The sequence below is a fragment of the Pseudoalteromonas sp. NH0006-26 genome, assembly GCF_057552415.1.
In genome coordinates this window covers 327854-354119 of the sequence record NZ_BAAJMJ010000004.1, presented here as the reverse complement: position 1 = coordinate 354119, position 26266 = coordinate 327854, and the positions used below count along the sequence as shown (strand labels likewise).

At 40.7% G+C, this 26266-nt stretch carries 23 protein-coding genes; 13 read left to right on the top strand and 10 right to left on the bottom strand.

Going from position 1 to position 26266, the window contains the following annotated elements; all coding sequences use genetic code 11:
• The first annotated feature begins 73 nt into the window (after window positions 1–73).
• Genes AC27JR_RS08795 through AC27JR_RS08775 form a run of 5 tightly spaced genes read left to right on the top strand, consistent with a single transcriptional unit; the run spans window position 74 to window position 5109 of the window.
• The gene (locus AC27JR_RS08795) at window positions 74–886 is read left to right on the top strand and encodes a hypothetical protein (protein WP_487173353.1); all 813 of its coding nucleotides are present in this window, start codon (window positions 74–76) and stop codon (window positions 884–886) included.
• Window positions 887–1927 carry an ABC transporter substrate-binding protein gene (locus AC27JR_RS08790; protein WP_487173352.1) on the top strand — a complete coding sequence of 347 codons (1041 nt, stop codon included), beginning with the start codon at window positions 887–889 and terminating at the stop codon, window positions 1925–1927.
• Window positions 1927–3426: an ABC transporter permease gene (locus tag AC27JR_RS08785; RefSeq protein ID WP_036932919.1), complete on the top strand. Its 1500-nt coding sequence runs from the start codon at window positions 1927–1929 to the stop codon at window positions 3424–3426. The genes AC27JR_RS08790 and AC27JR_RS08785 overlap by 1 nt, the downstream gene beginning before the upstream one ends.
• Window positions 3427–3438: 12 nt before the next feature.
• Window positions 3439–4449 carry an ABC transporter ATP-binding protein gene (locus AC27JR_RS08780; protein ID WP_487173351.1) on the top strand — a complete coding sequence of 337 codons (1011 nt, stop codon included), beginning with the start codon at window positions 3439–3441 and terminating at the stop codon, window positions 4447–4449.
• 30 nt (window positions 4450–4479) lie between these two features.
• Window positions 4480–5109, top strand: coding sequence for a Vat family streptogramin A O-acetyltransferase (locus AC27JR_RS08775; protein ID WP_487173350.1), 630 nt, complete (start codon window positions 4480–4482; stop codon window positions 5107–5109).
• A 3-nt stretch (window positions 5110–5112) separates the two neighbouring features.
• Here the strand turns inward: AC27JR_RS08775 and AC27JR_RS08770 are convergent, their stop codons facing one another.
• Window positions 5113–5547, bottom strand: coding sequence for an ATP-binding protein (locus AC27JR_RS08770; protein WP_008113825.1), 435 nt, complete (start codon window positions 5545–5547; stop codon window positions 5113–5115).
• A 286-nt stretch (window positions 5548–5833) separates the two neighbouring features.
• On the opposite strand from AC27JR_RS08770, the gene asnS reads away from it, so the two are divergent.
• Entirely contained in the window at window positions 5834–7231 is a 1398-nt protein-coding gene (asnS, locus tag AC27JR_RS08765; RefSeq protein ID WP_487173349.1) for an asparagine--tRNA ligase, read from the top strand.
• A 126-nt stretch (window positions 7232–7357) separates the two neighbouring features.
• Here the strand turns inward: asnS and AC27JR_RS08760 are convergent, their stop codons facing one another.
• The 3 genes from AC27JR_RS08760 to AC27JR_RS08750 all read right to left on the bottom strand — a co-directional run bounded on the left by AC27JR_RS08760 (window position 7358) and on the right by AC27JR_RS08750 (window position 10300).
• A complete protein-coding gene (locus AC27JR_RS08760; RefSeq protein WP_487173348.1) occupies window positions 7358–8437 on the bottom strand; it encodes an acyltransferase family protein in 1080 nt (359 codons plus the stop codon).
• A 186-nt stretch (window positions 8438–8623) separates the two neighbouring features.
• On the bottom strand, window positions 8624–9550 hold the full coding sequence (locus tag AC27JR_RS08755; protein ID WP_487173347.1) for an electron transfer flavoprotein subunit alpha/FixB family protein: 927 nt from the start codon (window positions 9548–9550) through the stop codon (window positions 8624–8626).
• Window positions 9551–10300, bottom strand: a complete 750-nt coding sequence (locus AC27JR_RS08750; RefSeq protein WP_008113816.1) for an electron transfer flavoprotein subunit beta/FixA family protein — start codon at window positions 10298–10300, stop codon at window positions 9551–9553.
• A 220-nt stretch (window positions 10301–10520) separates the two neighbouring features.
• Between AC27JR_RS08750 and AC27JR_RS08745 the strand changes: the two genes are divergently transcribed.
• The 5 genes from AC27JR_RS08745 to AC27JR_RS08725 all read left to right on the top strand — a co-directional run bounded on the left by AC27JR_RS08745 (window position 10521) and on the right by AC27JR_RS08725 (window position 16287).
• Window positions 10521–12167, top strand: a complete 1647-nt coding sequence (locus AC27JR_RS08745) for an electron transfer flavoprotein-ubiquinone oxidoreductase (RefSeq protein ID WP_487173346.1) — start codon at window positions 10521–10523, stop codon at window positions 12165–12167.
• Between the two features lie 101 nt (window positions 12168–12268).
• Window positions 12269–12733 (top strand): acyl-CoA thioesterase, encoded by a 465-nt coding sequence (locus tag AC27JR_RS08740; protein WP_008113812.1) that lies wholly within the window; start codon window positions 12269–12271, stop codon window positions 12731–12733.
• A 253-nt stretch (window positions 12734–12986) separates the two neighbouring features.
• On the top strand, window positions 12987–13556 hold the full coding sequence (locus AC27JR_RS08735; RefSeq protein WP_008113810.1) for an outer membrane beta-barrel protein: 570 nt from the start codon (window positions 12987–12989) through the stop codon (window positions 13554–13556).
• A 172-nt stretch (window positions 13557–13728) separates the two neighbouring features.
• Complete coding sequence (tsaA, locus tag AC27JR_RS08730; RefSeq protein ID WP_008113807.1) at window positions 13729–14433, top strand: tRNA (N6-threonylcarbamoyladenosine(37)-N6)-methyltransferase TrmO; 705 nt, start codon at window positions 13729–13731, stop codon at window positions 14431–14433.
• Window positions 14434–14562: 129 nt separating this feature from the next.
• The gene (locus tag AC27JR_RS08725) at window positions 14563–16287 is read left to right on the top strand and encodes a proline--tRNA ligase (RefSeq protein WP_487173345.1); all 1725 of its coding nucleotides are present in this window, start codon (window positions 14563–14565) and stop codon (window positions 16285–16287) included.
• A gap of 179 nt (window positions 16288–16466) precedes the next feature.
• On the opposite strand, the gene AC27JR_RS08720 is transcribed toward AC27JR_RS08725, so the two are convergent.
• Genes AC27JR_RS08720 through AC27JR_RS08710 form a run of 3 tightly spaced genes read right to left on the bottom strand, consistent with a single transcriptional unit; the run spans window position 16467 to window position 19265 of the window.
• Window positions 16467–17675 carry an ABC transporter permease gene (locus tag AC27JR_RS08720; protein ID WP_008113802.1) on the bottom strand — a complete coding sequence of 403 codons (1209 nt, stop codon included), beginning with the start codon at window positions 17673–17675 and terminating at the stop codon, window positions 16467–16469.
• A complete protein-coding gene (locus AC27JR_RS08715; RefSeq protein ID WP_008113800.1) occupies window positions 17668–18456 on the bottom strand; it encodes an ABC transporter ATP-binding protein in 789 nt (262 codons plus the stop codon). The genes AC27JR_RS08720 and AC27JR_RS08715 overlap by 8 nt, the downstream gene beginning before the upstream one ends.
• Window positions 18453–19265 carry a DUF3025 domain-containing protein gene (locus tag AC27JR_RS08710; RefSeq protein WP_008113798.1) on the bottom strand — a complete coding sequence of 271 codons (813 nt, stop codon included), beginning with the start codon at window positions 19263–19265 and terminating at the stop codon, window positions 18453–18455. Before AC27JR_RS08710 ends, AC27JR_RS08715 begins: the two co-directional genes overlap by 4 nt.
• A gap of 107 nt (window positions 19266–19372) precedes the next feature.
• Here AC27JR_RS08710 and AC27JR_RS08705 point away from each other — a divergent pair, with 107 nt between their 5' ends.
• Together AC27JR_RS08705 and AC27JR_RS08700 are read left to right on the top strand one after the other, a co-directional pair.
• A complete protein-coding gene (locus AC27JR_RS08705; protein WP_008113796.1) occupies window positions 19373–20998 on the top strand; it encodes a M28 family metallopeptidase in 1626 nt (541 codons plus the stop codon).
• A gap of 88 nt (window positions 20999–21086) precedes the next feature.
• Entirely contained in the window at window positions 21087–22256 is a 1170-nt protein-coding gene (locus tag AC27JR_RS08700) for a putative manganese transporter (RefSeq protein WP_487173344.1), read from the top strand.
• Window positions 22257–22345: 89 nt separating this feature from the next.
• Here AC27JR_RS08700 and AC27JR_RS08695 read toward each other — a convergent pair whose 3' ends face one another.
• From AC27JR_RS08695 to AC27JR_RS08685, 3 genes are read right to left on the bottom strand one after another with little or no spacing between them, the layout of a single operon-like run.
• Entirely contained in the window at window positions 22346–23920 is a 1575-nt protein-coding gene (locus AC27JR_RS08695) for a dihydrolipoyllysine-residue acetyltransferase (RefSeq protein WP_487173343.1), read from the bottom strand.
• Window positions 23921–23928: 8 nt separating this feature from the next.
• A complete protein-coding gene (locus AC27JR_RS08690; RefSeq protein WP_010390106.1) occupies window positions 23929–24906 on the bottom strand; it encodes an alpha-ketoacid dehydrogenase subunit beta in 978 nt (325 codons plus the stop codon).
• Complete coding sequence (locus AC27JR_RS08685) at window positions 24906–26120, bottom strand: thiamine pyrophosphate-dependent dehydrogenase E1 component subunit alpha (RefSeq protein ID WP_008466734.1); 1215 nt, start codon at window positions 26118–26120, stop codon at window positions 24906–24908. The genes AC27JR_RS08690 and AC27JR_RS08685 overlap by 1 nt, the downstream gene beginning before the upstream one ends.
• Window positions 26121–26266 lie beyond the last annotated feature (146 nt).

Sequence of the window (26266 nt, the reverse complement as noted above, 5' to 3'; positions counted from 1 at the left end):
GTGTTGATCTAAGGGATGTTTAGGGATATGATAATGACTATCATTTACAATAACATTTATGGACTCACTTGCTATGAAAATATTACTTAAGCCTGCCAAGACATTAAGTGCAACTTTTTTACTCGCCTCTGCGATTTTTGCACAACCGGCACTTGCTAACGGCCCAATTGGTGAGCATGTTAATCACCTTCAAGCTAATTTAAAAACCTACAACGAAGACGTTGAGTGGATGGTTTCAAAGGTTGATACCCTAGTAAGCGATTACGAGAACAAAGGCGCTAAAGCAGTTAATACTGATGACTTAATTGAGTACTGGGAATCGGTTAAATTTCACAGCGCCATAGAAACAAATTATGTCCCTGTGTATGCCTCTATTTGGCAAGGTTTGTATGGCATAAAAATGGCTATTGATAACAAAAAGCCAGCCTCAGAAGTACGTTTGCAGCAACAAGCAATGAACAATGCTTTATGGCAAGGCCTAGGCGCAGTTAAGCTAGCGGCTCAGTTTCAACAAAAAGGGTTATTAAAAAGCGTTACAGCCACAGCAACAAAAGAAATGACGCAAAGCGCGACCATTGATGAAATTAAACACAAATTAGACCGAGTGGTCGCTAAATACGCAGAGCGTTTAAGCGATGAAGCAACCAGCATAGTTCACGATACTTACCTGCATTTATTTGAAGGTGTAGAAGGCACACTCATTGAGCAAGACGCTAACTTAGTAGAAGTTCTTGAAAAAGACTTTAACGTAACCCTACCGCAAGCTATTTCAGCTAATAAAACAGTAGACCAAGTACGTGACGTAGTTGTTGATATGCAAACTAAGTTAACTCGTGCACAAACGCTAATTGAAAAAGCTGAAAAAGCCCGTAAGGATGTATTTTAAGTGAAACGCAGAACCTTTATTCAAGGCTTAGCTGCGTTAGGGATAGCTGGCGCTTTGCCGCTATCTCTTTCACGCGCGTTTGCCGCTGATATTGCCAACCCCGTGTCGGTAGATACATTACCTAAACTGAAAGGCGCACTCACCCTTTATTTAGGACGTGGTGAAGGTGGCTTATACGAAAACGTTTTACAAGCCATTCAAAAAAAGAACCCGGATTTAGACCTTGCTATTCGACGCGGTCCAACTGCAGCTTTGGCTAATACGATTGTTGCCGAAGCCAAAGCGGGTGTTAAACGTGCAGACTTATTTTGGGCTGTCGACTCGGGCGCTATTGGTTTAGTAACCGATGCAGGGCTTGCTAAACCTATGCCTAGTGATTTATCTGCACAACTACAACCACAGTTTAGATACGATGAGTGGGCACCTGTTACTGGTCGTATACGTACTTTGCCTTTTAATACTGAGCGTTTAACCAAAGAGCAAATTCCAACAAGCATTATGGAAATAGCCGACAGTGATTTAAGTATTGGTTGGGCACCCGCTTATGCTTCTTTTCAATCGTTTGTTACCGCTATGCGAATTTTAGAAGGCGATGATAAAACTGCTAAATGGCTTAAAAAAGTGCAAAAACGCTCAAAAACTTACGCTGGCGAACTCGGTGTAGTAATGGGCGTTGAACGTGGTGAAGTAGATATTGGTTTTGCTAATCACTACTACACGTTACGTTTGAAGTCTGGTAAGCCCGACGCTAAACTTGATCTTGCATTTACAGAGCAAGATGCCGGTTGTTTAGTGAATGCCTCTGGTATTTTATCGCTGTCTGACGACCCACTAGCAACTAACTTTATGCGCTATTTACTCAGCGTTGAAGTACAGAGTTATTTAGCGAGCGAAGCGTATGAAATTCCGCTAGTAAATGGCATAAAGCAACCTGATGGCTTGCCTAAATTAACCAGTATTTCGCCACCTAAAATAGACTTAACCCAGTTGGCTGACTTACGTCCAACTATTGACTTAATGCGCAGCAGCGGCGTTTTATAATGCGAATACCACCATCTTATCCTATGGCGCTGCTTGCAGCGCTTGTTACCCTTACTCCTATTTTTGTTTTAATAACGCTTGCCAGTGATGCAAGCTCTTTTTTTGATAGTCATAATTTAACTATTTTAGGCAATACCCTGTCGTTAATGGGCTTAACCGTATTAGGCTCAATTTTAATTGGTGTGCCACTGGCATTTATTAGCGCCTATGTGCAGCTGCCGTTTAAAAAGTTTTGGCTGGTGGTGTTTGCCGCACCTTTAGCTATACCAAGTTATATTGGTGCATTTACGCTTTATGCTGCATTTGGCCCTGGTGGTGAAATACATAACTTACTTGGTTTTGAAACCCCTTCTATGTATGGCTTAACTGGCGCCGCCATTGTAATGACCCTGTATACCTTCCCGTTTGTAATGATGACAACCCGCTCCTCCCTACTTAGCCTAGATGCGAGCATGGTCAATGCAGCTCGTACATTGGGTATGTCGATGACACAAAGCGTGTTTAAAGTTATTTTGCCCCGTGTTGTAAATGGTATTGCTGCGGGCTCGTTACTCGTTGCCTTATATACGCTATCTGACTTTGGTACACCGGCAATGATGCGTTTAGACACTTTCACTCGCGTTATTTATGTAGAATATAACGCCTTTGAACTGAGTCGTGCGGCTATGTTGTCTATGCAGCTAATGGTAATTGTTGGCTTTTTACTAATGATTGAATCGCAAATTAAAACTGCGTCTGAACGCCAAGGCCAACCCCTTATTTTATTCCCAAAAAAATGGCAATTAGGCGCGATGTTTGCCACCTTTGCACCAATTTTGTTACTTGCTATTGGCTTACCACTCGCAGTATTTACACTTTGGCTAATGCGTGATGGTTTTAGTTCGTTTGATTTTAGTATTGCATGGCATTCTACTTACGCTTCAGCGATTGCAGCTATTGTTACAGTTATTGTGGCTATTCCTGTGGCGCATGCGGCATTAACAGGAAAAGCAGGTAAAGTGATGGAACGCGTTACTTACTTTGGTTTTGGTATTCCGGGGATTGTTATGGGCACAGCGCTTGTGTATGGCGGCTTACAACTACCCTTTTTATATCAAACACTGGGCTTGTTGATCATTGCTTATATGCTACGTTTTTTACCACTTGCGGTTGGCTCTGTGCGTACCAGCACCGAGCACCTCGATCCAAGCTTAGTAAAATCAGCCCGGGTATTAGGCGCAAGCCCGCGTGAAGCTTTCACACGTGTTACTTTACCACTGACTATGCGTGGTATTATTGCAGGTGCCGCTTTAGTCTTTTTAGAGTCGATGCGTGAATTAGAAGCCACACTATTATTGGGTCCAACTGGTTTTGAAACCTTATCTACGTATTTATGGCGTGTTTACGAAGCCGGTTATTTTGGCCGCGCAGCAATACCAGGGTTATTGTTGGTGGTGATTTCGGCGGCGGCTTTAGCTATTATGATGTCTGGCGAGAAACGCAACCAGTTTGAACATTAAGGATTTATTTAAATGCTATCTGTAAGTCAGTTGTCTATAGATTATGGCAGTAATCGTGTTGTTAGTGACTTAAATTTCACGTTAGGTGAAAGCGAAATTTTAATGCTTGTTGGTCCAACAGGTTGTGGTAAAAGTACTATTTTACAAGCCCTAGCTGGGCTTTTACCAATTAGCGACGGTGAAATTAAGGTCGCTAAATGGACAGCGACACCAAAGCATACTGTAGCCCCTGAAAAACGCAGCGTAGGTATGGTATTTCAAGACTTTGCGCTGTTTCCCCATTTAACGGTTGAGCAAAATGTGTGTTTTAAACTTAAAGACACCAGCCCTGCCGATCATTGGATAAAGCTACTCGGTTTAGATGCGTTTAGACATAAAAAACCAGCTACGCTTTCAGGCGGGCAAAAACAGCGCGTAGCATTAGCGCGTACCCTAGCCCACCAGCCAGACTTTGTATTACTTGATGAGCCACTATCAAACTTAGACGCGGCTTTAAAAGACATGCTACGTTGGGATATACGAAATGCACTTAAAGAAGCCGGCGTACCCGCTATTTGGGTTACTCACGACCAAGAAGAAGCACTTTCGGTGGGTGACCGTGTTGGCGTGCTAAAAGGCGGAAAAATACAGCAAATTGATAGTCCTGAGCAATGCTTTAGTATGCCCAACAATCGCTTTGTAGCACGCTTTTTAGGTGAAGCTAGTTTTATAAAAGGAACGCTGAATAACGGCCAAGCAATTACCGATATTGGTAATGTGCCCGCCCATGGTGTTGACTGTGAACACGGTGAGGTAGAGGTGTTACTTCGTCCCGATGATGTATTATTAGTACAAAGCAGCGTAGGTAATAATGGCGAAGTTATTTGGGTACGCTTTGAAGGCGGCAGCAGATTATGCGCCATAAAACTAGCCTGTGGTACTGTGGTTACAAGTCGGGTGAGTCATGAAGTAGTGGTATACCCGGGTGACAAGGTGTATGTATCGCTTAGTACCTCTCATCCGCTGGCGGCATTTAAAAGCTAGCGCTTTATATATTCTACTTTGGAGGAAACTATGAACGGACCAAATCCAAACAATCCATCACCTATGGAAGGGTTTCCTCAAGTAGGTTATTTAAAAAACTTTATCACCTCTGCGAATATAGACGTTGGTGATTATACCTATTACGACGACCCTGATGGCCTTGAAAACTTTGAAAAAAATGTACTTTACCATTTCGATTTTATCGGGGACCGTCTTATCATAGGTAAGTTTTGTGCGATAGCTAAAGACGTTACTTTTATAATGAATGGGGCTAATCATCAAACCTCCGGCTTTTCTACTTATCCTTTTTTTATATTTGGTAATGGCTGGGAAATATCTGCACCTCAACAAGGTGATTTACCTTTTAAGGGAGATACTGAAATAGGTAATGATGTGTGGATAGGTTACAACGCCACCATTATGCCAGGAGTAAAAGTCGGCGATGGTGCCATTATAGCAAGTAAATCTGTGGTAACGTCTGATGTGCCCGCCTATGGTATTGTTGGCGGTAACCCTGCAAAATTGATAAAAAAGCGTTTTGATGATGAGACTATTAATAAACTTTTAGCAATCGCATGGTGGGATTGGAGCAGTGAAAAAATCACCGCCCATTTAGATGCCATTACGCACTCTGATATAAACGTATTAGCTAAAATTTAACGTTTACCACTCAAACATGTAGGCCATTTTACTAATCGTTTTTAACGGTATGTTATGGCTATTGCGTTTAGCGTATAAGTGTTGCATTGATTTATCTTTTACTTCACCAACAATCACTTCTTTAACCTGGTAACCTAAAGCAATGGCTGCTTGTGAGTAAGCAATAAATTCCCACTTCTTAATATTGGTGTTATCCACTATTACCAGTTCAATGCCTTGTGCTAAGGCATTAATAAAACGGGCCAAGTTTAAGTTATGATATTGCGATAATTTAAACTTATCAAAATGGTACTCACCCTGCTCGTTAACAAAGTAATCATCTGTTGAGCAAATAAAATATTGGCTTTCATCTGCTCCGGAAAGTTCCTCGGCGAGATTTTGCGCATAATATGACTTACCACTGCCTGGTAGTCCTCGTAAAATAAAAACTTGTTTCATAGCATCCATTTTTTATTAATACGTCAATTCGGTTTATTTACTAATAATGCCACAAATTGATGAAATTTCAGAGCAACAAATGGTAATAGTGGTTATTTAACTGTAAAAATTGGTTAAAAAAACAACGCACCACTAAAAACTTTTAAAGAGTTGCCCACAACAGTTTTTTTATTTTACTTTACTAGGTATTATACAAGGTTCAAGTGCAGTGACCTCAAATGCTAAAAAGCATGAGTAACGCACAGTTAATTTATATAGTTAGGCAACTTATATCATTGGAGTGAAGATGAGCCATTTAGCGATTTCAGAGCTATTAAAAGGCAATGTTGCGGTAGACAGCCAAGTAACCATTAAAGGCTGGATCCGTACACGCCGCGATTCAAAAGCAGGAATATCATTTTTAGCCGTTCATGACGGTTCGTGTTTTGATCCTATTCAAGCGGTAGTTCCTAATTCACTGAATAATTATGATGAAGTTACAAGCTTAACAGCAGGCTGTTCTGTGTCGGTTACCGGTGTATTAGTACAATCAGCAGGACAAGGTCAATCTTTCGAAATTCAAGCTAACTCAGTAACTGTGTTAGGTTGGGTTGAAAACCCAGACACCTACCCAATGTCGGCTAAACGCCACAGTATTGAGTATTTACGTGAACACGCTCACCTTCGCCCTCGCACTAATATGATTGGCGCAGTAACACGTGTACGTAACTGTTTAGCACAAGCAATCCACCGTTTTTACCATGAGCAAGGGTTTTACTGGATCAGCACGCCAATTATTACTGCAAGTGACTGTGAAGGCGCAGGTGAGATGTTCCGTGTATCAACGCTTGATATGCAAAATCTGCCTATGACAGACAAAGGCGAAATTGATTACAGCGAAGACTTTTTTGGTAAAGAAGCCTTTCTAACTGTATCTGGCCAGCTAAACGGTGAAACATATGCATCAGCTATGTCAAAAATTTACACCTTTGGCCCAACGTTCCGTGCAGAAAATTCAAATACATCTCGCCACTTAGCTGAATTTTGGATGGTAGAGCCAGAAGTTGCGTTTGCTGATTTAGAAGACATCGCAAAACTGGCTGAAAACATGCTTAAGTACGTGTTTAAAGCCGTATTGAAAGAACGCCGTGACGACATGGAATTTTTCGCATTACGTGTTGAAAAAACAGCCATTAGCCGTTTAGAAGAATTTGTTGAAAAAGACTTCGCCCAAGTTGATTACACCGACGCTGTAGAAATTTTAAAAGCGTGTGGCAAGAAATTTGAGTACGACGTTGAATGGGGTGTAGATTTACAGTCTGAGCACGAGCGCTACCTAGCTGAAGAACACTTTAAAGCACCGGTTGTTATTAAAAACTACCCGCGTGATATTAAAGCATTCTACATGCGCCAAAACGAAGACGGCAAAACTGTTGCTGCTATGGACGTAGTAGCACCAGGTATTGGTGAGATCATTGGTGGTTCACAACGTGAAGAGCGTCTTGATGTATTAGATGCACGCCTTGAAGAGATGGGCTTAAACAAAGAAGACTACAGCTGGTACCGCGATCTACGTAAATACGGTAGCGTGCCACACTCTGGCTTTGGTTTAGGGTTTGAGCGCTTAGTTGCTTATGTTACCGGTATGGGTAACGTACGTGATGTAATTGCCTTCCCACGTACTAAAGGCAGCGCAACGTACTAAGCTAAGCTTTGTAACGTTAAATAAAAAAACCAACCCGCGGGTTGGTTTTTTATTGTCTGATATATTAATGTGCATAAATACTTGAATAATTTGCCTCCCGCTTAGGGAAGCAAATTGTTAAAAATACTAAATTTTTATAAATATTTTTCGTTTATAAAGTATATTCGAAATTACCCAAAAGCCAATAACATGCAATAAAGCAAAGGTGAACGATGCCAATTTAGCGCTCATAACTAAGGCGAGTTGCTGATACATCCAATCCCCCAAGTTTAGCTCGCCAATATTTATCAGTGAATAGCTCAGTACCCACACAGCCGATAATACATATATAAACAGTGGGTTTGATCCATACACAATTAATGGATTAACAAGGCGCTCAGGTTTAACAATGTCGCAAAGCCAAACAAAAAATGCCAACACAATACAGGCAATCCCGGATGTGTAAATAACAAAGCTACTAGTCCAAAGTGATTTATTAATTGGCATCACCATTGAGCTTAATTGCCCAATAACAACTGCAACTACACCAATAACTAATAAACGCTTAATGCTTGTCCACTGGCTACTTGTGCTCGTAAGCAGGCGGGTCACTTCAAAACCAAACAAGACACTCACCACAGCGGGTAACGTGCTGATCAGCCCTTCTGGATCAAATGCTAGCCCTTTACCTTGCCACAAATGCGACTCACCTAGTACGGCAATATCAACCGCTCTAACTAGGTTATGTTCTAGTGTATAAGCGTTTTCAGCGCCAACACTTAACAGTAATAACCAATAAGCAACTAAGATAATAACTGATAGCGTTAACACCCCTCGCCTATTTAAAAACAACACACAGATAGACGCTAAAATATAGGCTATCCCTATACGTTGCAGTACACCTAATATTCTTAAGTTTTCAATATTGGTAGTAAAGGGATAAATATTTAAAGCTAGACCAATGGCAAATATAATTGCTCCACGTTTAACTAGTCTTAATACTTGGCCAGCACTGGCTGTGCTGTTGGTTTTTTTGAACGAAAAAAACATCGCAGAGCCAATAATAAACATAAAAAACGGAAAAATTACATCCGTTGGGGTGCAGCCATGCCAATCTGCATGAAGTAATGGGGCATACACATGGGACCACGACCCTGGGGTGTTTACCAATATCATTAACGCTATGGTTAGCCCGCGCATAGCATCAAGTGCTTTATACCTTGTCATTTTGGCTCCTATTTAATATTTTGTATTACTACAAATGACAACGCTGTCACTTTGTAGCAAAAAACCCTAAATCGCAAGTAATTTAGATAAGTGGCATGTTTGAATTAAAAAAGCCGCAGAATCAATAATGAAACGACGGCTTTAAATCAGAATTTGTTACTTTAGGAGCGGCATATTGCTATTGCTTTATAGTGCTTGCTCTAACTGTGGTAAAACATCAAATAAGTCAGCAACTAAACCGTAATCAGCCACTTGGAAAATTGGCGCATCAGGGTCTTTATTAATGGCAACAATAACTTTTGAATCTTTCATACCCGCAAGATGCTGAATGGCACCACTAATACCTACGGCAATATATAAATTAGGCGCAACAATTTTACCTGTTTGCCCTACTTGCATGTCGTTAGGCACAAAGCCCGCGTCAACCGCTGCACGTGATGCACCAATAGCTGCACCGAGTTTATCGGCAATACCATTTAATAGTGCAAAGTTTTCACCATTTTGCATACCACGACCACCCGAAATAACCACATCTGCAGCCGTTAGTTCTGGACGCTCAGATTCAGTTTGCTCAACGCTTACAAAACTACTTAGCCGTGAGTCAGATACCATATCTACGGCGGTTACATTAGCTGGTGCTTGTTCGCCCTGTAAATCAAAGCTACTCGCACGTACTGTGATCACTTTTTTACTATCGAGCGATTTAACCGTTGCAATGGCGTTACCTGCGTAAATTGGGCGCTTAAATGTATCAGCGTCTATTACATCAATAATTTCTGAAATCTGCGCTACATCTAATAATGCGGCAACACGTGGCATAAAGTTTTTACCTGTGGTAGTGGCACTTGCCACAATATGGCTGTAACTGTCAGCTAGTGATAACACTAAATCTGTCATGCTTTCAGCGAGTTGATGCTCATAAACTGCATTATCAGCAAGTAAAACATTCGCAACCCCCTCAATGCTCGCGAGTGACTCACTCATGGCGCCAAGGTTTATGCCTGCTAATAATACATCTACGTCAAAGCCTAATTTTTTAGCTGCGTTAATCGTTTTTGAGGTTTCTGGTTTTAAGGCACCGTTATCGTGCTCTGCAATTACAAGAGTTTTCATTTAAATCACCTTTGCCTCTGTTTTAAGTTTTTCTACAAGCTGTGCAACGTCTTCAACAATAATACCGCCACTACGTTTTGCAGGCTCTTCTACACTGACCAATTCAATACGCGGGGCTAAATCTACACCTAGCGAATCAGCCGCAATAACTTCTAACGGCTTACGTTTGGCTTTCATAATATTAGGTAGCGACGCATAACGAGGCTCATTTAAACGTAAATCGGTGGTGACTATTGCGGGTAAATTAAGTGCAACGGTTTGTAAACCGCCATCAACTTCACGAGTAACATTTACTTTGCCATTTTCAATAACCACTTTAGAAGCAAACGTACCTTGACCACGGTTAGTCAGCGCCGCTAGCATTTGACCTGTTTGATTATTATCAGAATCGATTGACTGTTTTCCTAAAATAACCAGTTCAGGCGATTCTTGTTCAACTACTTTGGCAAGCAATTTTGCTATATGTAAAGACTCTAAATTTTCTTCTGTTTCAACATGAATCGCTTTATCTGCGCCCAAAGCCAGTGCTGTGCGTAATTGTTCTTGAGATGCTTTAGCGCCAATAGTAACAACAACTACTTCGGTTGCAGTACCCGCTTCTTTTAAACGAATCGCTTCTTCTACCGCAATTTCACAAAATGGGTTCATGGCCATTTTTACGTTAGTTAAATCAACACCGCTGTTGTCAGGTTTAACGCGAGCTTTTACGTTGTAGTCGATCACTCTTTTTATTGGTACGAGAACTTTCATAGGGACTCCATAATTATTTAAACCTATAAGCTAACGTATACGTCAACCTATTTATTTTATGAAATCAGACTACTTCCTGTTGACGTAAACGTCAACCTAAAATAACCTTAAACTATTCACAACCTGTAACGTTTAATTTGCATAACAAAGAAACGGGTTGCTTAGCTTACTTTTTGCCAAATAAAGCAAAGGTGAGTCCGTCATAGATAAAGAGGTTATTATGATTGAACGCGAAACCATGGAATTTGATGTTGTTGTTGTAGGGGCAGGCCCTGCTGGGCTTTCAACAGCAATTAAACTCGCGCAGCAAGCACAAGAAAAACAACAAGAGTGCATGATTTGTGTGGTTGAAAAAGGCTCTGAAGTGGGCGCGCATGTATTATCGGGTGCTGTTTTTGAAACCAAAGCATTGGATGAACTACTGCCAAACTGGCAAGAATTGGGCGCGCCAGTTACGACTAAAGTCCAAAGCGATGAAATTTATTGGTTTAATAACGAACAAAAAGCAACCTCTATTCCTCATTTTGCAACCCCAAACACATTTCATAATAACGGTAACTACATTGTTTCTATGGGGAATGTATGTCGTTGGCTTGCTGAACAAGCAGAAAGCTTAGGCGTTGAAATTTTTCCAGGCTTTAGTGCTCATTCACTTATTATTGAAGATGATGTTGTTAAAGGCATTATTACCGGTGATATGGGGCTGGATAAAAACGGCGACGAAAAAGACGGTTACATGCCAGGCATGGAGCTACGCGCTAAGTACACAGTATTTGCTGAGGGCTGTCGCGGTCATTTAGGTAAGCAACTGATCAATCAGTTTGCTTTAGACGATGAATGTTCACCACAGCATTATGGTCTAGGTTTTAAAGAAATTTGGCAAGTTGATGAATCTAAACATCAGTTGGGTAAAGTTGTACACGGAACCGGTTGGCCATTAAGTGGTGACACTGGCGGTGGCGCCTTTATGTATCATAGCGAAAACAACCAAGTGGTTGTGGGGTTAATTGTTGATTTAAATTACTCTAACCCACACTTAAGCCCATTTGATGAATTTCAACGATTAAAACATCACCCGGTATTTAAAAACACCCTTGAAGGCGGAGAGCGCATTGCTTACGGTGCACGTGCTATTGCTAAAGGCGGTTTACATTCATTACCCAAAATGCACTTCCCGGGTGGCTTGCTAGTGGGTTGTGATGCAGGCACGCTTAACTTTGCAAAAATTAAAGGCAACCACACGGCAATGAAATCAGGCATGATAGCCGCTGAAGTTATTTTTAATGCCCTACAAAACGATTTAGCCAATACTGATTTAACTCAATACACTACTGAGTTTAAAAAGTCATGGGCGTATAAAGAGCTGTATCAGTCTCGCAACTTTGGCCCTGCTATGCATACCTTAGGTAAATTTGCAGGCGGCGCATACAACACGCTTGATCAAAATATATTTAAGGGTGCCCTACCGTTTAGCTTTAAAGATAACGTACCTGACCATGCAACTTTAAAAGACGCTGACCAGGCTGAAAAAATTAACTACCCTAAGCCAGATGGCAAACTCAGTTTTGATAAGCTTTCTTCGGTATTTTTATCTAACACTAACCATGAAGAGTCGCAGCCATGTCATTTACACCTTAAAGATGCATCAATCCCGATTAAGGTTAACTTAGTTAAATTTGATGAACCCGCGCAGCGCTACTGCCCTGCTGGTGTTTACGAAGTGCAAGAGGTAGAAGGCGAGCAAACCTTTGTGATCAACGCGCAAAACTGTGTGCATTGTAAAACCTGTGATATTAAAGATCCGAGCCAAAATATTACCTGGGTAACACCTGAAGGTGCTGGTGGCCCTAACTACCCTAATATGTAACATCCTTTCTATTGAAATTATAAACTTATCCTAAATTGCAGGGGCTTCGGCCCCTTTTTTGCGCTATGCTGTTAAGTAATATGAATAAATGAGAGTGTGTTATGGCGTCGTCGAGTGTAATTTTTCGTTTTTTAGCAGAGCCAACCGATGTAAATTTTGGTGGTAAGGTGCATGGCGGTGTGGTCATGAAGTGGATTGACCAAGCGGGTTATGCCTGTGCTGCGGGCTGGAGCGGCCATTACTGTGTAACGGTATCGGTTGCAGGCGTTAAGTTTAGCCGCCCTATTTTAGTGGGCCAAATTGTAGAAGTTGAGGCAAAAATTGCACATACCGGCAAAACTAGTATGCAAATTTTTATTCAGGTTCGCTGTGGCGATCCGAAAACGCAAAACCTAGTTGAAACCAACCACTGTGTTATTAGCTTTGTTGCTATGGATGAAACAGGTTACCCCGTGGCAGTGCCAGAATTTAAATCGGTTACTGACGAAGACAAAAAGCTTGAGAACTACGCAATTAAAATGAAACAAATAGCCATAGAAACAGAAAACCTATTAGATAAAGTTTAACTTAGTACCTTTTGCAGGTATGTATAAACTACAACAACCTGTAAAAGCTACAATTTTTTAATTTTTATACATTTACAGTACGCTGAATGCCTGAATATTTTGCGTACTAAACACACCAAGTTAGTTCAATAAACACCCACTAAAGTACAAATTTTAGGCTAAGCAATACTTGGCACGCTCACTGCAATTAGTAAATTGATGTTTGATAAATTAAGTCGAACACATCGATATTATTTTTTAAAGGAGCTATACAATGATTAAAACACTTTCTCTTTCTGCACTTGCTTTAGCAACACTGGGTTTTAATTCAGCGGCACAGGCTGATGTTACCGACATGGACTCTCCACGCATTTATACCGGTATTGGTTATGGCCAATATTCATTTCAGTTTGAGGATAGCGAAAACGACATCGATTTTGATGACGACGCGCAAATGTTAAAAGGTTACATTGGTACTCAATTTAATGAACATTTAAGCCTTGAGCTTGCTTATCAAAACTTTGATGAAGTGAGTGATATAGACAGTAAAGCAGAAATTGATGGCGTATCGTTAGCCGCGCGGTTTGCAGCACCTATCACTGAAGACTTTTCTGTTTATGCAAAAGGTGGTTGGTTTGAATGGGATGCTGACGTTACTCAAGAACTACCCGTTGGCAGCATAAGTGCATCTCAAGATGGTGGTGACGTATTTTACGGTGCAGGTATTGAATATGCATTTACAACCAATATGCAAGTGCGTTTAGAGTATGAGCGTTACGAATTAGAAGATGATATTGATCCAGAAATGGATGTTGCGTCAGTATCATTTCAATACATGTTTTAATAACAACTCAATAATTGCAATGTGAGGGTAAGGCTAGGTTTAGCCTTGCCCTTTTTTATTCCATATTTAAACCAATCAGTCTAAAATTTCTTTATGCTGATTATATTAAGCTAATGCCAGCAACGTTAATAACAGGTAGAATAATGCTCTATTTTTTCTATAACCGAGCATTATGAGCGATTATCAAATTTCGGCTATTGGCCATATTCAATCTCCGTATAAACAAAAATTTGCTATACCTAGGCAGCCACGTTTAGTGCCTGAAGCTAAAGCTAAACTTATTTTTGCCAAAGAGTTTAATCGTGAAGAATTTGTTCGTGGTTTAGATGAATTTAGCCACATTTGGCTGTTATTTCGTTTTCATGAAACTGCTGATAAAGGCTATTCAGCGATGGTGCGCCCGCCTCGCTTAGGCGGTAACGAACGCAAAGGCGTATTTGCCACCCGTGCTACTTTTCGTCCAAATGCTATTGGTATGAGCGCTGTAAAGTTAGAGGGAATTGAATACAAGAATGGGCAGTTAGCGTTATTGCTCGCCGGTATAGATTTACTTGATGGCACACCCATTGTAGATATAAAACCTTATTTACCCTATTCAGACTCATTACCGGATGCAAGCGCTGGATTTGCCGATACGCGTCCAGAAACTCAAATGAGTGTTGAATTTAGTGAGCAAGCGCTCGATTTTATTGCTAAGCAACAACACTACCCTGAGCTACAAGCGTTTATTAGTAATGTGCTAAAACAAGATCCACGCCCTGCCTACAAAAAGCAAAAACAAGGCATGCAAAGCTATGGTATGAATTTGTATGAATACAATATTACTTGGCAAGTGACTGACTCTCACCATCTCGTTACTGATATAGAAATTAGTTAAACCTACTGTAAAGCCCTGCTATGGCTATAAAATGCGATAAAAAATCACTTAGCGCTTTAGTGTCAATGCAACCGCTGGTAAACTGAGCGCCTTAATTAAAAGAACATATCACTCTATTTCGGAAAAAACATGCGTACTAGTCAATATATACTCGCTACACTTAAAGAAACGCCATCCGATGCGGAAATTGTCTCGCATCAATTTATGCTTAGAGCCGGAATGATCCGTCGCGTCGCTTCGGGTTTATACACTTGGCTTCCCTCTGGCTTACGTGTGCTAAGAAAAGTAGAAAACATAGTACGCGAAGAAATGGATAAAGCCGGCGCAATTGAAATGCTTATGCCTGTTATTCAGCCTGCTGATTTATGGGAAGAGTCTGGCCGCTGGAGTGAGTTTGGTCCTGAGTTAATGCGCTTTACCGACCGTCATAATCGTGAATTTGCTATGGGTCCTACCCATGAAGAAGTGATCACCGATTTTGTTCGTAAAGAAATTAACAGCTACAAACAACTACCAATTACTTTGTACCAAGTACAAACTAAAGTACGTGACGAGCGTCGCCCACGATTTGGTGTTATGCGTGCCCGTGAATTTACTATGAAAGATGCCTATTCATTCCATTTAACCGATGAATGTTTAGATGCAACGTATCAAGTAATGCACAAAGCCTACTGTAATATTTTTGAACGTTTAGGCTTAGATTACCGCCCAGTAATTGCAGATACAGGCTCTATTGGCGGTAGTGTATCGCATGAGTTCCATGTACTTGCTGAATCTGGCGAAGATGCCATTGCTTTTAGTGATGCCAGCGACTATGCCGCTAATATTGAAAAAGCCGAAGCACTAGCGCCAACTGAAGCGCGCCCACAAGCAAGCAAAGAGCTAAAAGCATTCCCAACGCCTGATGCTAAAACAATTAATGAGCTGAAAAAACACTATGGTGTAAAACCCCATCGCGGTGTTAAAACATTAGTGGTTTATGGCACTCCTAATGAAGACGGCGTACGCGGCCTTGTTGCATTAGTACTGCGTGGTGATCATGAACTAAATGAACTTAAAGCTGAAAAACACCCACTGGTTGATTCTCCACTAGAAATGGCAACCGAGGCAGATATTGTTGCTGCCATTGGCGCAAAACCAGGGTCTTTAGGGCCTGTTGGCTTAAACATGCCTATTATTGTTGATAGAACAGCGAATGTAATGGCTGATTTTGTAGCCGGTGCCAACAAAGACGATGAGCACTTTAGTGGCATTAACTGGGATCGCGACGTAACAGACTACGAAGTTGCTGATATCCGTAATATCGTAGAAGGCGATCCTAGCCCATGTGGTCAAGGCACGTTGCAAATCAAGCGCGGTATTGAAGTGGGTCATATTTTCCAACTAGGTACTAAGTACTCAGAAGCAATGAAAGCAGGTGTACTGAGCGAATCAGGTAAAAACCAAATAATGACTATGGGTTGTTATGGAATTGGTGTATCACGTATTGTTGCTGCAGCTATTGAGCAAAATAACGACCAATACGGTATTACATGGCCTAAAGCTATCGCGCCTTTCGATTTAGCAATTGTGCCAATGAATATGCATAAATCGCATCGTATTCCTGATATTGCTAATAACCTATACCAAGGTTTAAAAGATGCAGGCTTAGATGTGCTATTTGATGACCGTAAGGAGCGCCCTGGTGTTATGTTTAACGACATGGAATTACTTGGTGTGCCTTACACGCTTGTAATTGGTGAGCGTAACCTTGATGAAAACAAGGTAGAACTTAAAAACCGCCGCACTGGCGAAAAGCTAATGATAGATATTGATAGCGCGATTGAAACAATCAAAAATCAATTTAATGCATAAGCTTAAAGTTAATAAAAAAACCGCTGTATGATTTTTTTATACAGCGGTTTTTTATTAATTGCTTATCTAGTAACTTTCAAACACAGAGCTTAGATTAAGCATATAGCACTCTCTCATCATGATAATTTATAAAAAAAGGTCGCTGTGCGACCTTTTTAAATACTTTGCAATTAAAATGGTTATCTAAACAACACGTCTTCGCGGTTAAACCACTTAACACAAAATGCCAGTAGCGCACCGGCTATCAGTGCCGTAGCTAAAAATATCAATCCAACCAGCGTGTAATCGACGGTGCCTTTAATAATTTCTTTAATCGCTAAGGCGACGTTAGTAACCGGAATAAAGGCTGTTTTAGCGGTCAGTTCCATATTAGGCATTATGGAAATAATAATTGGGAAAAATACCACCATACTTAATGGCGTCATGTAATTTTGTGCTTCTTTAAACGAACGTGCATAGATTGATATAGCCAATGCTAATGCAGAAAAAATAGCTGCAATTGGCAATAACAATACAAAAATCATCAGCAAGTCTGTAATACCTAATGTACTAAACGCGGCTTTAATAAACTCTAGATCAGCAAATGCGAGTGCTAATGCTATCCAACACCCCATACTAATCACGGTGATAGTAGTTGATGCGATTGAAGTAGTGAGTAGAGTTATAAATTTACCCAATACTAGCTCTGTACGAGTAATTGGCGTAAGTAGTAAAGTTTCTAACGTGCCACGTTCTTTTTCGCCAGCGCCTAAATCTATTGCTGGGTAAGTTGCCCCCATCAGTACTAACGGGATAAGTAAATAAGGTAAAAACCCACCTACTTTTTCACCTAAGTTTTCACGTTTGTCTGCAGTATCAACTTTAACCACATTAATTGGCTTTAAAATAGATTGTTGTGCGCTTTTATCAATACCAAAGCTTAATAGTTTACTTTCTTGAAGTGTATCGCTGTACTCTTTAGCAAGCTCTTTTACACGCTCAAATAAGAAGTTAATTGATTTTGAATCATTAAATACAACTTGCCATTCACTTTGCTTTTTATCATCTAATGTTTGCACTGCATCGCTTGGTAAGTATATGCCCATGTCGATATCGCCAGCAGTTACGCCTGCTTTTAGCTCCTCAACACTATTGAAGGTTTTATCGCCTTTATATAACTCAAAGCTTTTATGATAAAACACTTTATCAGTAAATTCTGGGGCAAAGTCGCCATTGATAATCGCATAAGTATTCACTTTTTGCTCTGCATCAAGCGCGGCTTGCGAAGAGATAAACGCAACCACAGCAAATAACAACGGAAAAACCACAATCGGAAATACCACCACGAACAACAAGGTTTTTTTATCGCGTAACAGCTCTGTTAATTCCTTTTTAAATACCTCAAACATCTTGCTTCTCCGTTAATATGTTCATAAACGCTTGGTTTAATTCTTCGCTGTTACCCGCTTGTTTAAATTCAGCGAGGGTGCCATCAAAACAACTTATACCTTCATTAATGACCGCTACACGGTCGCATAAAAGTGCAACTTCATCTAAATGGTGCGTTGAGAAAATAACCGGAGTTCCTTGTGCTTTTAAGCCTTTAATAAAGTTAATTACTGTTTGAGTGGTCATAATATCAAGCCCGGTAGTTGGCTCATCAAGAATAACAACATCTGGGTGATGCACTACAGCACGCGCTATATTGGCTTTTTGTTTCATACCGGTTGATAAGTTTTCAGCGCGCTTATCAATAAATTTATGCATATCGAGTAAGGTAAATAACTCTTCACAGCGTGCCTTGATTGCTTGCTTGCTCATGCCATGTAGCTTTGCAAAATATTCGATATTTTCTTTTACCGTTAGACGGCCATATAAACCAGTAGAGCCAGACAAAAACCCGATAGATTTACGCCCAATGAGTGGCTTTTTAATTATGTCATTTCCAGCAATAGTAATACTGCCATCATCCGGTTTTAATGCGGTTGAAATCATTCTTAAGGTGGTGGTTTTACCCGCGCCATTAGGCCCTAATAGCCCTAATACTTCGCCTTTTGCACAGCTAAAGCTGACATTTTTAACCGAGTGAAAATAATCTTTATCTTCGCGTGGGTCTATTTCATCTGTTTTATTTTTTTTATGATCTTTAGTGAGCTTAAACTTCTTTTTAAGCGCGGTGACTTCTATCATTTTCGTGTCCTTCGTTTCGGTCTAAAATAGTCCGTGTTGTCGTAAAATGATGAATTGTTATTCTCCTCACACCAACCAGGAACACCTAATAAGGGTAAGGGTGAAAGCTGTTTATTATCGGCTAAACAATCATCGTTTTTAATCATCTCATAAAGTCGCTGATCTAGGTACTGGTATTGCGTTACTAAATCTTTACAAAATATTTCATCCGGCACACTTACAAATAAGGCTTTGCCTGTGAGCCCAATATAAGGCTTAGTCAACATTTCATAATTAGCATGGCCAAACATAAATGGCGCTATGGTTTTACCCCACAGCTCTCTATGCTCTATAAACGCTGTTTTCCATTGGTGGTCTCTTAACCACTCTTTCCACTGTGATTCACTAATAGCTAAAACCACACCGCATTCGTCAAATAGGGTTAAAGCGTTACGATGTTTACTACGCTGTTTTAATCCATGCAACGCTATTTCATCAACATGACGCTGATTAATAAGGGCTTTTGTTTTTGGAAATAAGCACCAAATAAAACCACCAAACAGATCATGCCAATTTTGTTGGCGCGTGGGGACTTCCCCTGTTTCAAAAATGACTTGTTCATAATAGCGTTCAGCAAAGTCAACCTTGGCATCATCGATAAAACGAATGGGGAGATTATTTGCGTTTATGGCATTTAAGTACGGGGCAAAATACGCAGGTTCTGGCCAGTCTGTTTGTTGATGAATTTTAAACAGCTGACGTAAGTGAGCAAATGCCCCTGTGTTTAGGCTCGTTACTTGAAATTGTTCTGGGGGAGTAAAACGCTTCATTGTTACCTTTACTGTACATTTTTATCCGTGACAGTTTACCGCAAAAACTGGTTCTAATTAACAGAAGTTCATATACTAGGGCCACTTAGAACAAAAAAAGAGCCAATATGAAACGTTATTTTTCTTTGACCTTAATCACAACAGCGATTCTAGCGGGTTGTGCAACAACAAGTATCACTTCTGACGATGTTGCGAAAGGCTATAACAGCATTCAAGCCGATGAAATTGCTAAGCATGTAAAAGTGTTAGCCTCTGATGAGTTTGGTGGTCGTGCTCCTTCATCTGAAGGTGAAAAGCTTACGCTTGACTACTTAACAAAAGAATTTACTGCATTGGGTTTTGAACCGGGTAACGGTGATAGCTTTTTCCAAGAAGTACCGCTTGTATCATTAGAAGCAGACTCAGACATGGTGCTTAATATTGGCGGTAAAGACTACCAATACAAAAAAGACATGGTAATGGGTAGTAGCCGTATAAGTGCGCAAGAAGGGATTGAAAATTCAGAGCTGGTATTTGTCGGCTACGGTGTTAACGCACCTGAATATAATTGGAATGATTACGAAGGCCTAGATGTTAAGGGTAAAACCGTCGTGATGCTGGTAAACGATCCGGGTTTTGCAACTAAAGATCCAAACTTATTTACCGGTGATGCCATGACCTACTATGGCCGTTGGACTTATAAATACGAAGAAGCAAGCCGTCAAGGTGCAGCGGGCGCTATTATCATTCATGAAACGGCTCCTGCTTCTTACCCTTGGTCAGTGGTTGAGAACTCGTGGAGTGGCGAGCAGTTTGGTTTTGTAAAAGATAATAACAACATGGATCGTGTTGCTGTTGAAGGTTGGGTTACTGTTGATGTAGCAAAAGAGCTATTTACTAAAGCAGGCCTTGATTTTGATACTGCTAAAGCAGAAGCAGCTAAAGGCGCTTACCATGTAGATATGGGCGATTTAGCTGCCACTGTGAATGTAAAAAATACCATCAAAAAATCGGTATCTTATAACTTTATTGCCACTCTTCCTGGTAGTAAAACGCCAGATGAGCATATTATTTACTCTGCGCATTGGGATCATTTAGGAACGGATAAAAATCGTAAAGGCGATCAAATTTATAATGGTGCCCACGATAATGCGACAGGTACAGCCGGTATGATCGAAGTGGCTGAAGCCTTTACTAAACTAGGTAAACGCCCTGACCGCTCAATGACCTTTTTAGCGGTAACCGCTGAAGAACAAGGCTTGCTTGGCTCAAAATATTACGCCGCTAACCCGGTTATTCCAGCAAATAAAACCGTTGCAAATATTAATATGGATAGCTTAAACCTATTAGGTAAAGTAAAAGATATTAGTGTTGTAGGTATTGGTAAATCACAAATGGATGAACTATTAGCAACTGCTGCAAAAGAGCAAGGCAGAACAGTATCGGGCGACCCTAAACCATCTTCAGGTGGTTACTACCGCTCAGATCACTTTGCCTTTGCCAATATGGGTGTACCTGCTATGTATGCCGGTGGTGGTTCAGAAGCATTTGACGAAGAAACGGCTAATTATCGCAAGCGTATGAGTTTAGTATTGCGCGGTTGTTACCACCAGCCTTGTGATAGATATCGTGATGAGTGGGATTTATCAGGTGCGGTTCAAGATTTACAACTATTTTATAAAGTAGGTTTTGATATTTCACAGCAAACTCAATGGCCTACTTGGAATGAAAACTCTGAGTTTCAACGTAAATAAACGTTTTCAAGCAACCCCCTAAATGATATTGATTATCATTTACTAAAGTAGTACAGTGCGATCTAGTTTATTAATTAGGTCGTACTGTATGTTTTTAACAGAACATTTGGGAGTTATTTCGCCAGCTGCAAAACGTGTTTTTCATCAAAATAAACGCCTAATTTTACCACTGTTAATTTTAGTTTGTTTAGCCCTGCCCAGCTTACGCACTATAACAATCACTGCACTTAGTGATGCTTTTTTTCAAGTCAGTGTGTTTGTTGCTGCGACCCTATTTATTTACTACTACGCAATTGATCATTTACCCCAACTAGAGCTTCGTTATCTAAATGCTAAGTCTCCTGTATTAGAGGTCAGCTTTGCTGCTTTTTTAGGTATGCTGCCAGGCTGTGGTGGTGCAATCATTGTGGTTACCCAATTTACCAAGGGACAAGCAAGCTTTGGGGCTATTGTCGCGGTATTAACGGCTACAATGGGTGATGCCGCATTTTTATTATTAGCTACACGCCCTACTGACGGGTTATCGATAATGGCAATAGGCTTAGTCGTTGGAACGCTAACAGGCTTACTGGTTAATAAACTACATAAAACGGGTTATTTATGCCCTACCAATCAAAAGCAAACACAACCGGTGACTGTATTGCCAACCAAAATAATAAAATTGAGCAAGCCTATTTGGTTAATGGCTATTATTCCTGGGTTACTGATTGCTTTTATACTGGCGTTTAATATTGATTTAAGCCAATTTGGCAATCATGTAGTAAATGCGGTCAGTTTTTTTGGCGCATTAATGGCATTGTTTGTGGTGTTTATGTGGGCGCTATCATCAAAAGGTGAAAGCTATAAGGAAGTGACCTCAGAAGACGATGTATGCAGCCCGCCTTCAAAAATAACAAAAGTACTGCAAGATACTCATTTTGTAACCGCGTGGGTGGTTGCCTCCTTTATATTATTTGAACTACTGGTGAGCGTGTTTGGTCTTGATTTAAAAACATGGTTTTTAAATTATGCCTATTTAGCACCTTTAATTGCGGTATTAATTGGTTTTTTACCCGGTTGTGGGCCGCAAATCATTGTCACCACGTTATACATTCAAGGTGTGATACCGTTTAGTGCTTTAGCAGCGAACGCCATTTCCAACGATGGCGATGCGCTTTTCCCTGCCATTGCTATGGCACCCAGAGCGGCCATTATTGCCACACTATATACCGCAGTTCCGGCGTTATTAGTGGGTTATGGACTGTATTTTTTCAGCTAAATCGCTTTACCTTTTATTAATTTACTTTTCAAGATATAAAAAAACCAGCTAATTTGCTGGTTTTTTTATTAACAACTTAATGAAAAAGATTAGCGCATTGCCATCATCATTTTAGCTGGTTGCTCTAAGTATTCTTTCCATAAATTGTTAAAGCGCGCTATCGTGCCGCCATCAATTACACGGTGATCACCTGACCAACTTACTTGCATAATTGCACGTGAAACTACCTGCCCATGCTGATCAAAGCGTGGAAGGTGCTGTAATTTACCAAGTGCCACAATCGCGACTTCTGGCTTATTTATGATTGGCGTTGCAATAGTGCCGCCAATTGCACCAATGTTAGAAATGCTAATAGTGCCACCTTTTAAATCATCAGGTGCAACTCGCCCTTCGCGAGCAGAATCAGTAAGCTGAGTTAAACTGTTAGCAACCTCTACAATACTTTTAGTTTGGCAAGCCTTAATGTTAGGCACTAATAAACCGACTTTAGAGTCTACCGCAACCCCAATGTTATGATCGTCATAGTAAGTAATTTCGCTACAATCATCATTTACTTTTGAGTTAAGTACTGGGAATTGACTCATTGCCAACGATAACGCCTTAATAAAGAACGGCATCATAGTTAACTTAACACCCTGTGCTTTATATTGCTCTTTTAGATCTGCTCTAAGTGCAATTAAATCAGTTAAGTCAATTTCATCACTGTAGGTAAAGTGTGGAATAGTAGAAACCGACGCCACCATTTGTTTTGCCATGGCCGCTTTAATGCCTTTAATCGCTTCTGTTCGCGTTCCACCTGTGCTCGCTGCATGTTCAGTACTGCTGGTTTTTTTACTCTCAGAAGCTTGTGGTTTGTTAAGCTCAGAAGTATCCATACCAGATGGCACTTCATTTTTTATAAACGCTTCAATGTCTTGTTTATAAATACGACCATTTTTACCACTGCCTGGTACGCAAGTTAAATCTACATCAAGCTCTCGCGCTTTGCGTCTAACCGCAGGTGAGGCAACTGCTTTTTCGTTAACAATCGCAGTTTGTGGTTGTGTTTGTTTAACCGGTGCATCGTTAGTTGCATTGCTTTGTGCTTTTACGACCGCTTGATTAACATCAACATCTTCTTTTGCTGCTTGACCTGCTATGGTCATTTGAAACAACGGGCTGTGTACCTTGGCAATTTCACCTTTTTGATAATATAGCTTTTGTACGGTACCGGTATATTTAGCCGGTATCTGTACCAACGCTTTATCAGTCATTACATCACAAACAGCTTGGTCTTCTTCAATCTCATCGCCTTCTGCTACTAACCACTCTACAATTTCACACTCAACAATACCTTCACCAATATCGGGTAAGATAAAATCTTCTAAGTGTTCACGAGTTGATGTTGGTGCCGATGATGTTTCAGTCTTTTCGCTGGGTGCTTCCCCGGCAACATCCATTGCAAATAATGGCGCATGCACTTTAGCAATATCGCCTTTTTTGCAATGCAGCTTAGTGATCACCCCATCGTGTACCGCAGGAATTTGCACTAAGGCTTTATCTGTCATCACATCACAAATAGGCTGATCTTCTTTTACTGTATCACCTTCTTGTACCAGCCATTCGACTACTTCGCATTCAACAATGCCTTCACCAATGTCGGGTAATATAAAATCTTTAGCCATGGAAACCCCTAAAAGTTCACTGATTGTTTAATTGCGGCCATTACTTTCAATGCATCTGGAACATATTCTTTTTCAAGCGCCAGCGGGTATGGTGTATCTAAACCACAGACACGTAAAATAGGTGACTCTAAATGCAAGAAACACTCTTGAGCGATGGTTGCCGCAATTTCGGCGCCAAAACCATTAGTAATAGGTGCTTCATGACTAACAATAAGCCGACCCGTTTTTGTCACTGATTTAGCAATCGTTTCAACGTCCCACGGTAAAATACTGCGAAGGTCAATCACCTCACAGCTAATACCTTGCTCGCTGGCTTGTTTAGCGGCTGCTTCTACGATTTCCATTTGTGCGCCCCACGCCAATAAAGTAACGTCAGTGCCCTCTTGAACTACCTCAGCTTTACCTAGTTCAATGCTGTAATCTTCTTCTGGCACTTCACCCGTAGATGCACGATATAAACGTTTTGGCTCAAAAAATAGCACTGGGTTATCGTCTTTAATACATGCACGAAGTAAGCCTTTAGCTTGATAAGGGTTACGTGGCACGACAATTTTTAACCCTGGTGTATGGGCAAAATACGCTTCTGGCGATTGCGAGTGATACAAACCACCAGCAATACCGCCGCCGTAAGGTGTGCGTATTGTTAGATTACCCACATTAAATTCATTACCACTACGGTAACGAAACTTAGCCGATTCATTCACTATTTGGTCAAACGCAGGAAAGATGTAATCAGCAAATTGAATTTCTGCAAGCGCGGGGGCACCAAATGCAGCCAAGCCATTAGCAAAACCTAAAATGCCTTGCTCTGTAAGCGGCGTGTTGAATACACGGTGCTTTCCGTATTTTTCTTGTAAGCCTGATGTTGCTCTAAAAACGCCGCCAAAATAACCCACGTCTTCACCAAAAATACACGCTTGAGGGTGTTCATTCATGGTGATATCTAAAGCAGAATTAATTGCATGTAGCATGTTCATTTTAGCCATTACTTAATTCTCCCTGCTGTTGTTGGATAGGCATCAGGATGAGCTTTTATATGTGTTTTAAGCTCATCATATTGGCGTTGTAAAGATGGAATTGGCGTGTCATACACATCAGAAATTAATTCTTCTAAGGCTGGTTTATCAATTACTTCAGCGCGTTTAAGCGCCGCTAAAATATCATCACGAATTGTTTCTTTGGCTTTTATATCTTCTGCGTCATCTAACCAGTTTTGTTTCACTAGCCATTTTCTAAAGCGCTCTATTGGGCACGCTTTATAGTTTGCTTCTTCGTCTTTTGAACGGTAGCCACTAGGGTCGTCTGATGTTGAGTGCGCGCCTAAACGATAGGCTATCGATTCAATCAGTACAGGTTCACCTTGTGTTGCTGCAATTTCTCGGGCTTTTTTAGTTGCTGCATAAACAGCGAGTGCATCGCTGCCATCAACACGTATGGTTTTAATACCATACCCTACGCCACGCGATGCAATACCATCACCTTTAAATTGTTCATCAGCTGGGGTAGAAATAGCATAACCATTATTACGTGCAAAAAAGATAACCGGTGCCTTGTGCACTGCAGCCATGTTAAGACCTGCGTGAAAATCACCTTCTGAAGCGGCACCTTCACCAAAATAACAAATGGTGACGTTATCAATAGTGCTTGCTAGTTCACCTGTTTTAGCATCGATATGTTTTACTTTTTGACCGTATGCGTAACCGGTGGCCTGTGGAATTTGAGTTCCTAATGGCGATGAAATTGTCATGTAGTTAAGTGCTTTAGAACCATAATGGATCGGCATTTGACGGCCTTTACCAAGATCTAATTCGTTAGAAAACATCTGATTCATAAATTGGTCAAGCGTAAAACCACGGTAATGCAACGCCGCTTGCTCACGGTATTGCGCCATAATCATATCATCTTGATCAAGGGCTGCCGCAGAGGCTGTTACCGCCGCTTCTTCACCTAAACACTGCATGTAAAAGCTAACACGGCCTTGGCGTTGAGCACCCTGCATACGTTCATCCAATAAACGAATAAAACGCATGGTTTCGTATAATTTAATAGCGGTTTGTTTAGAAATGTCAGGTGCAGGAGCACTAGGATGAATGTCGCCGTCCTCAGTTAAAATACTAAGGGTTGGAATATTAAGCGCGTGACCGTCGATGAACTCAAGCTCATGGTTAATATTCAGCGATACGTTATTGGGATTACTCATAACCTACCTTCTCTTGTTGTCGGTATCACAGTGCCCCTTTAAATTATTATTATGGGTGATTGTTGCTGAATAAACTTTGCAACATCTGCACTGTATTTAATTAAAGCTGCCAACACTTTACGTTAACGTAAAGTGTTATTCAACAA

Coding starts and splice junctions, on each gene's coding strand:
- AC27JR_RS08795 (WP_487173353.1), top strand. CDS start 74: ATGAAAATATTACTTAAGCCTGCCAAGACATTAAGTGCAACTTTTTTA.
- AC27JR_RS08785 (WP_036932919.1), top strand. CDS start 1,927: ATGCGAATACCACCATCTTATCCTATGGCGCTGCTTGCAGCGCTTGTT.
- AC27JR_RS08780 (WP_487173351.1), top strand. CDS start 3,439: ATGCTATCTGTAAGTCAGTTGTCTATAGATTATGGCAGTAATCGTGTT.
- AC27JR_RS08775 (WP_487173350.1), top strand. CDS start 4,480: ATGAACGGACCAAATCCAAACAATCCATCACCTATGGAAGGGTTTCCT.
- AC27JR_RS08770 (WP_008113825.1), bottom strand. CDS start 5,547: ATGAAACAAGTTTTTATTTTACGAGGACTACCAGGCAGTGGTAAGTCA.
- asnS (WP_487173349.1), top strand. CDS start 5,834: ATGAGCCATTTAGCGATTTCAGAGCTATTAAAAGGCAATGTTGCGGTA.
- AC27JR_RS08760 (WP_487173348.1), bottom strand. CDS start 8,437: ATGACAAGGTATAAAGCACTTGATGCTATGCGCGGGCTAACCATAGCG.
- AC27JR_RS08755 (WP_487173347.1), bottom strand. CDS start 9,550: ATGAAAACTCTTGTAATTGCAGAGCACGATAACGGTGCCTTAAAACCA.
- AC27JR_RS08750 (WP_008113816.1), bottom strand. CDS start 10,300: ATGAAAGTTCTCGTACCAATAAAAAGAGTGATCGACTACAACGTAAAA.
- AC27JR_RS08745 (WP_487173346.1), top strand. CDS start 10,521: ATGATTGAACGCGAAACCATGGAATTTGATGTTGTTGTTGTAGGGGCA.
- AC27JR_RS08740 (WP_008113812.1), top strand. CDS start 12,269: ATGGCGTCGTCGAGTGTAATTTTTCGTTTTTTAGCAGAGCCAACCGAT.
- AC27JR_RS08735 (WP_008113810.1), top strand. CDS start 12,987: ATGATTAAAACACTTTCTCTTTCTGCACTTGCTTTAGCAACACTGGGT.
- tsaA (WP_008113807.1), top strand. CDS start 13,729: ATGAGCGATTATCAAATTTCGGCTATTGGCCATATTCAATCTCCGTAT.
- AC27JR_RS08725 (WP_487173345.1), top strand. CDS start 14,563: ATGCGTACTAGTCAATATATACTCGCTACACTTAAAGAAACGCCATCC.
- AC27JR_RS08720 (WP_008113802.1), bottom strand. CDS start 17,675: ATGTTTGAGGTATTTAAAAAGGAATTAACAGAGCTGTTACGCGATAAA.
- AC27JR_RS08715 (WP_008113800.1), bottom strand. CDS start 18,456: ATGATAGAAGTCACCGCGCTTAAAAAGAAGTTTAAGCTCACTAAAGAT.
- AC27JR_RS08710 (WP_008113798.1), bottom strand. CDS start 19,265: ATGAAGCGTTTTACTCCCCCAGAACAATTTCAAGTAACGAGCCTAAAC.
- AC27JR_RS08705 (WP_008113796.1), top strand. CDS start 19,373: ATGAAACGTTATTTTTCTTTGACCTTAATCACAACAGCGATTCTAGCG.
- AC27JR_RS08700 (WP_487173344.1), top strand. CDS start 21,087: ATGTTTTTAACAGAACATTTGGGAGTTATTTCGCCAGCTGCAAAACGT.
- AC27JR_RS08695 (WP_487173343.1), bottom strand. CDS start 23,920: ATGGCTAAAGATTTTATATTACCCGACATTGGTGAAGGCATTGTTGAA.
- AC27JR_RS08690 (WP_010390106.1), bottom strand. CDS start 24,906: ATGGCTAAAATGAACATGCTACATGCAATTAATTCTGCTTTAGATATC.
- AC27JR_RS08685 (WP_008466734.1), bottom strand. CDS start 26,120: ATGAGTAATCCCAATAACGTATCGCTGAATATTAACCATGAGCTTGAG.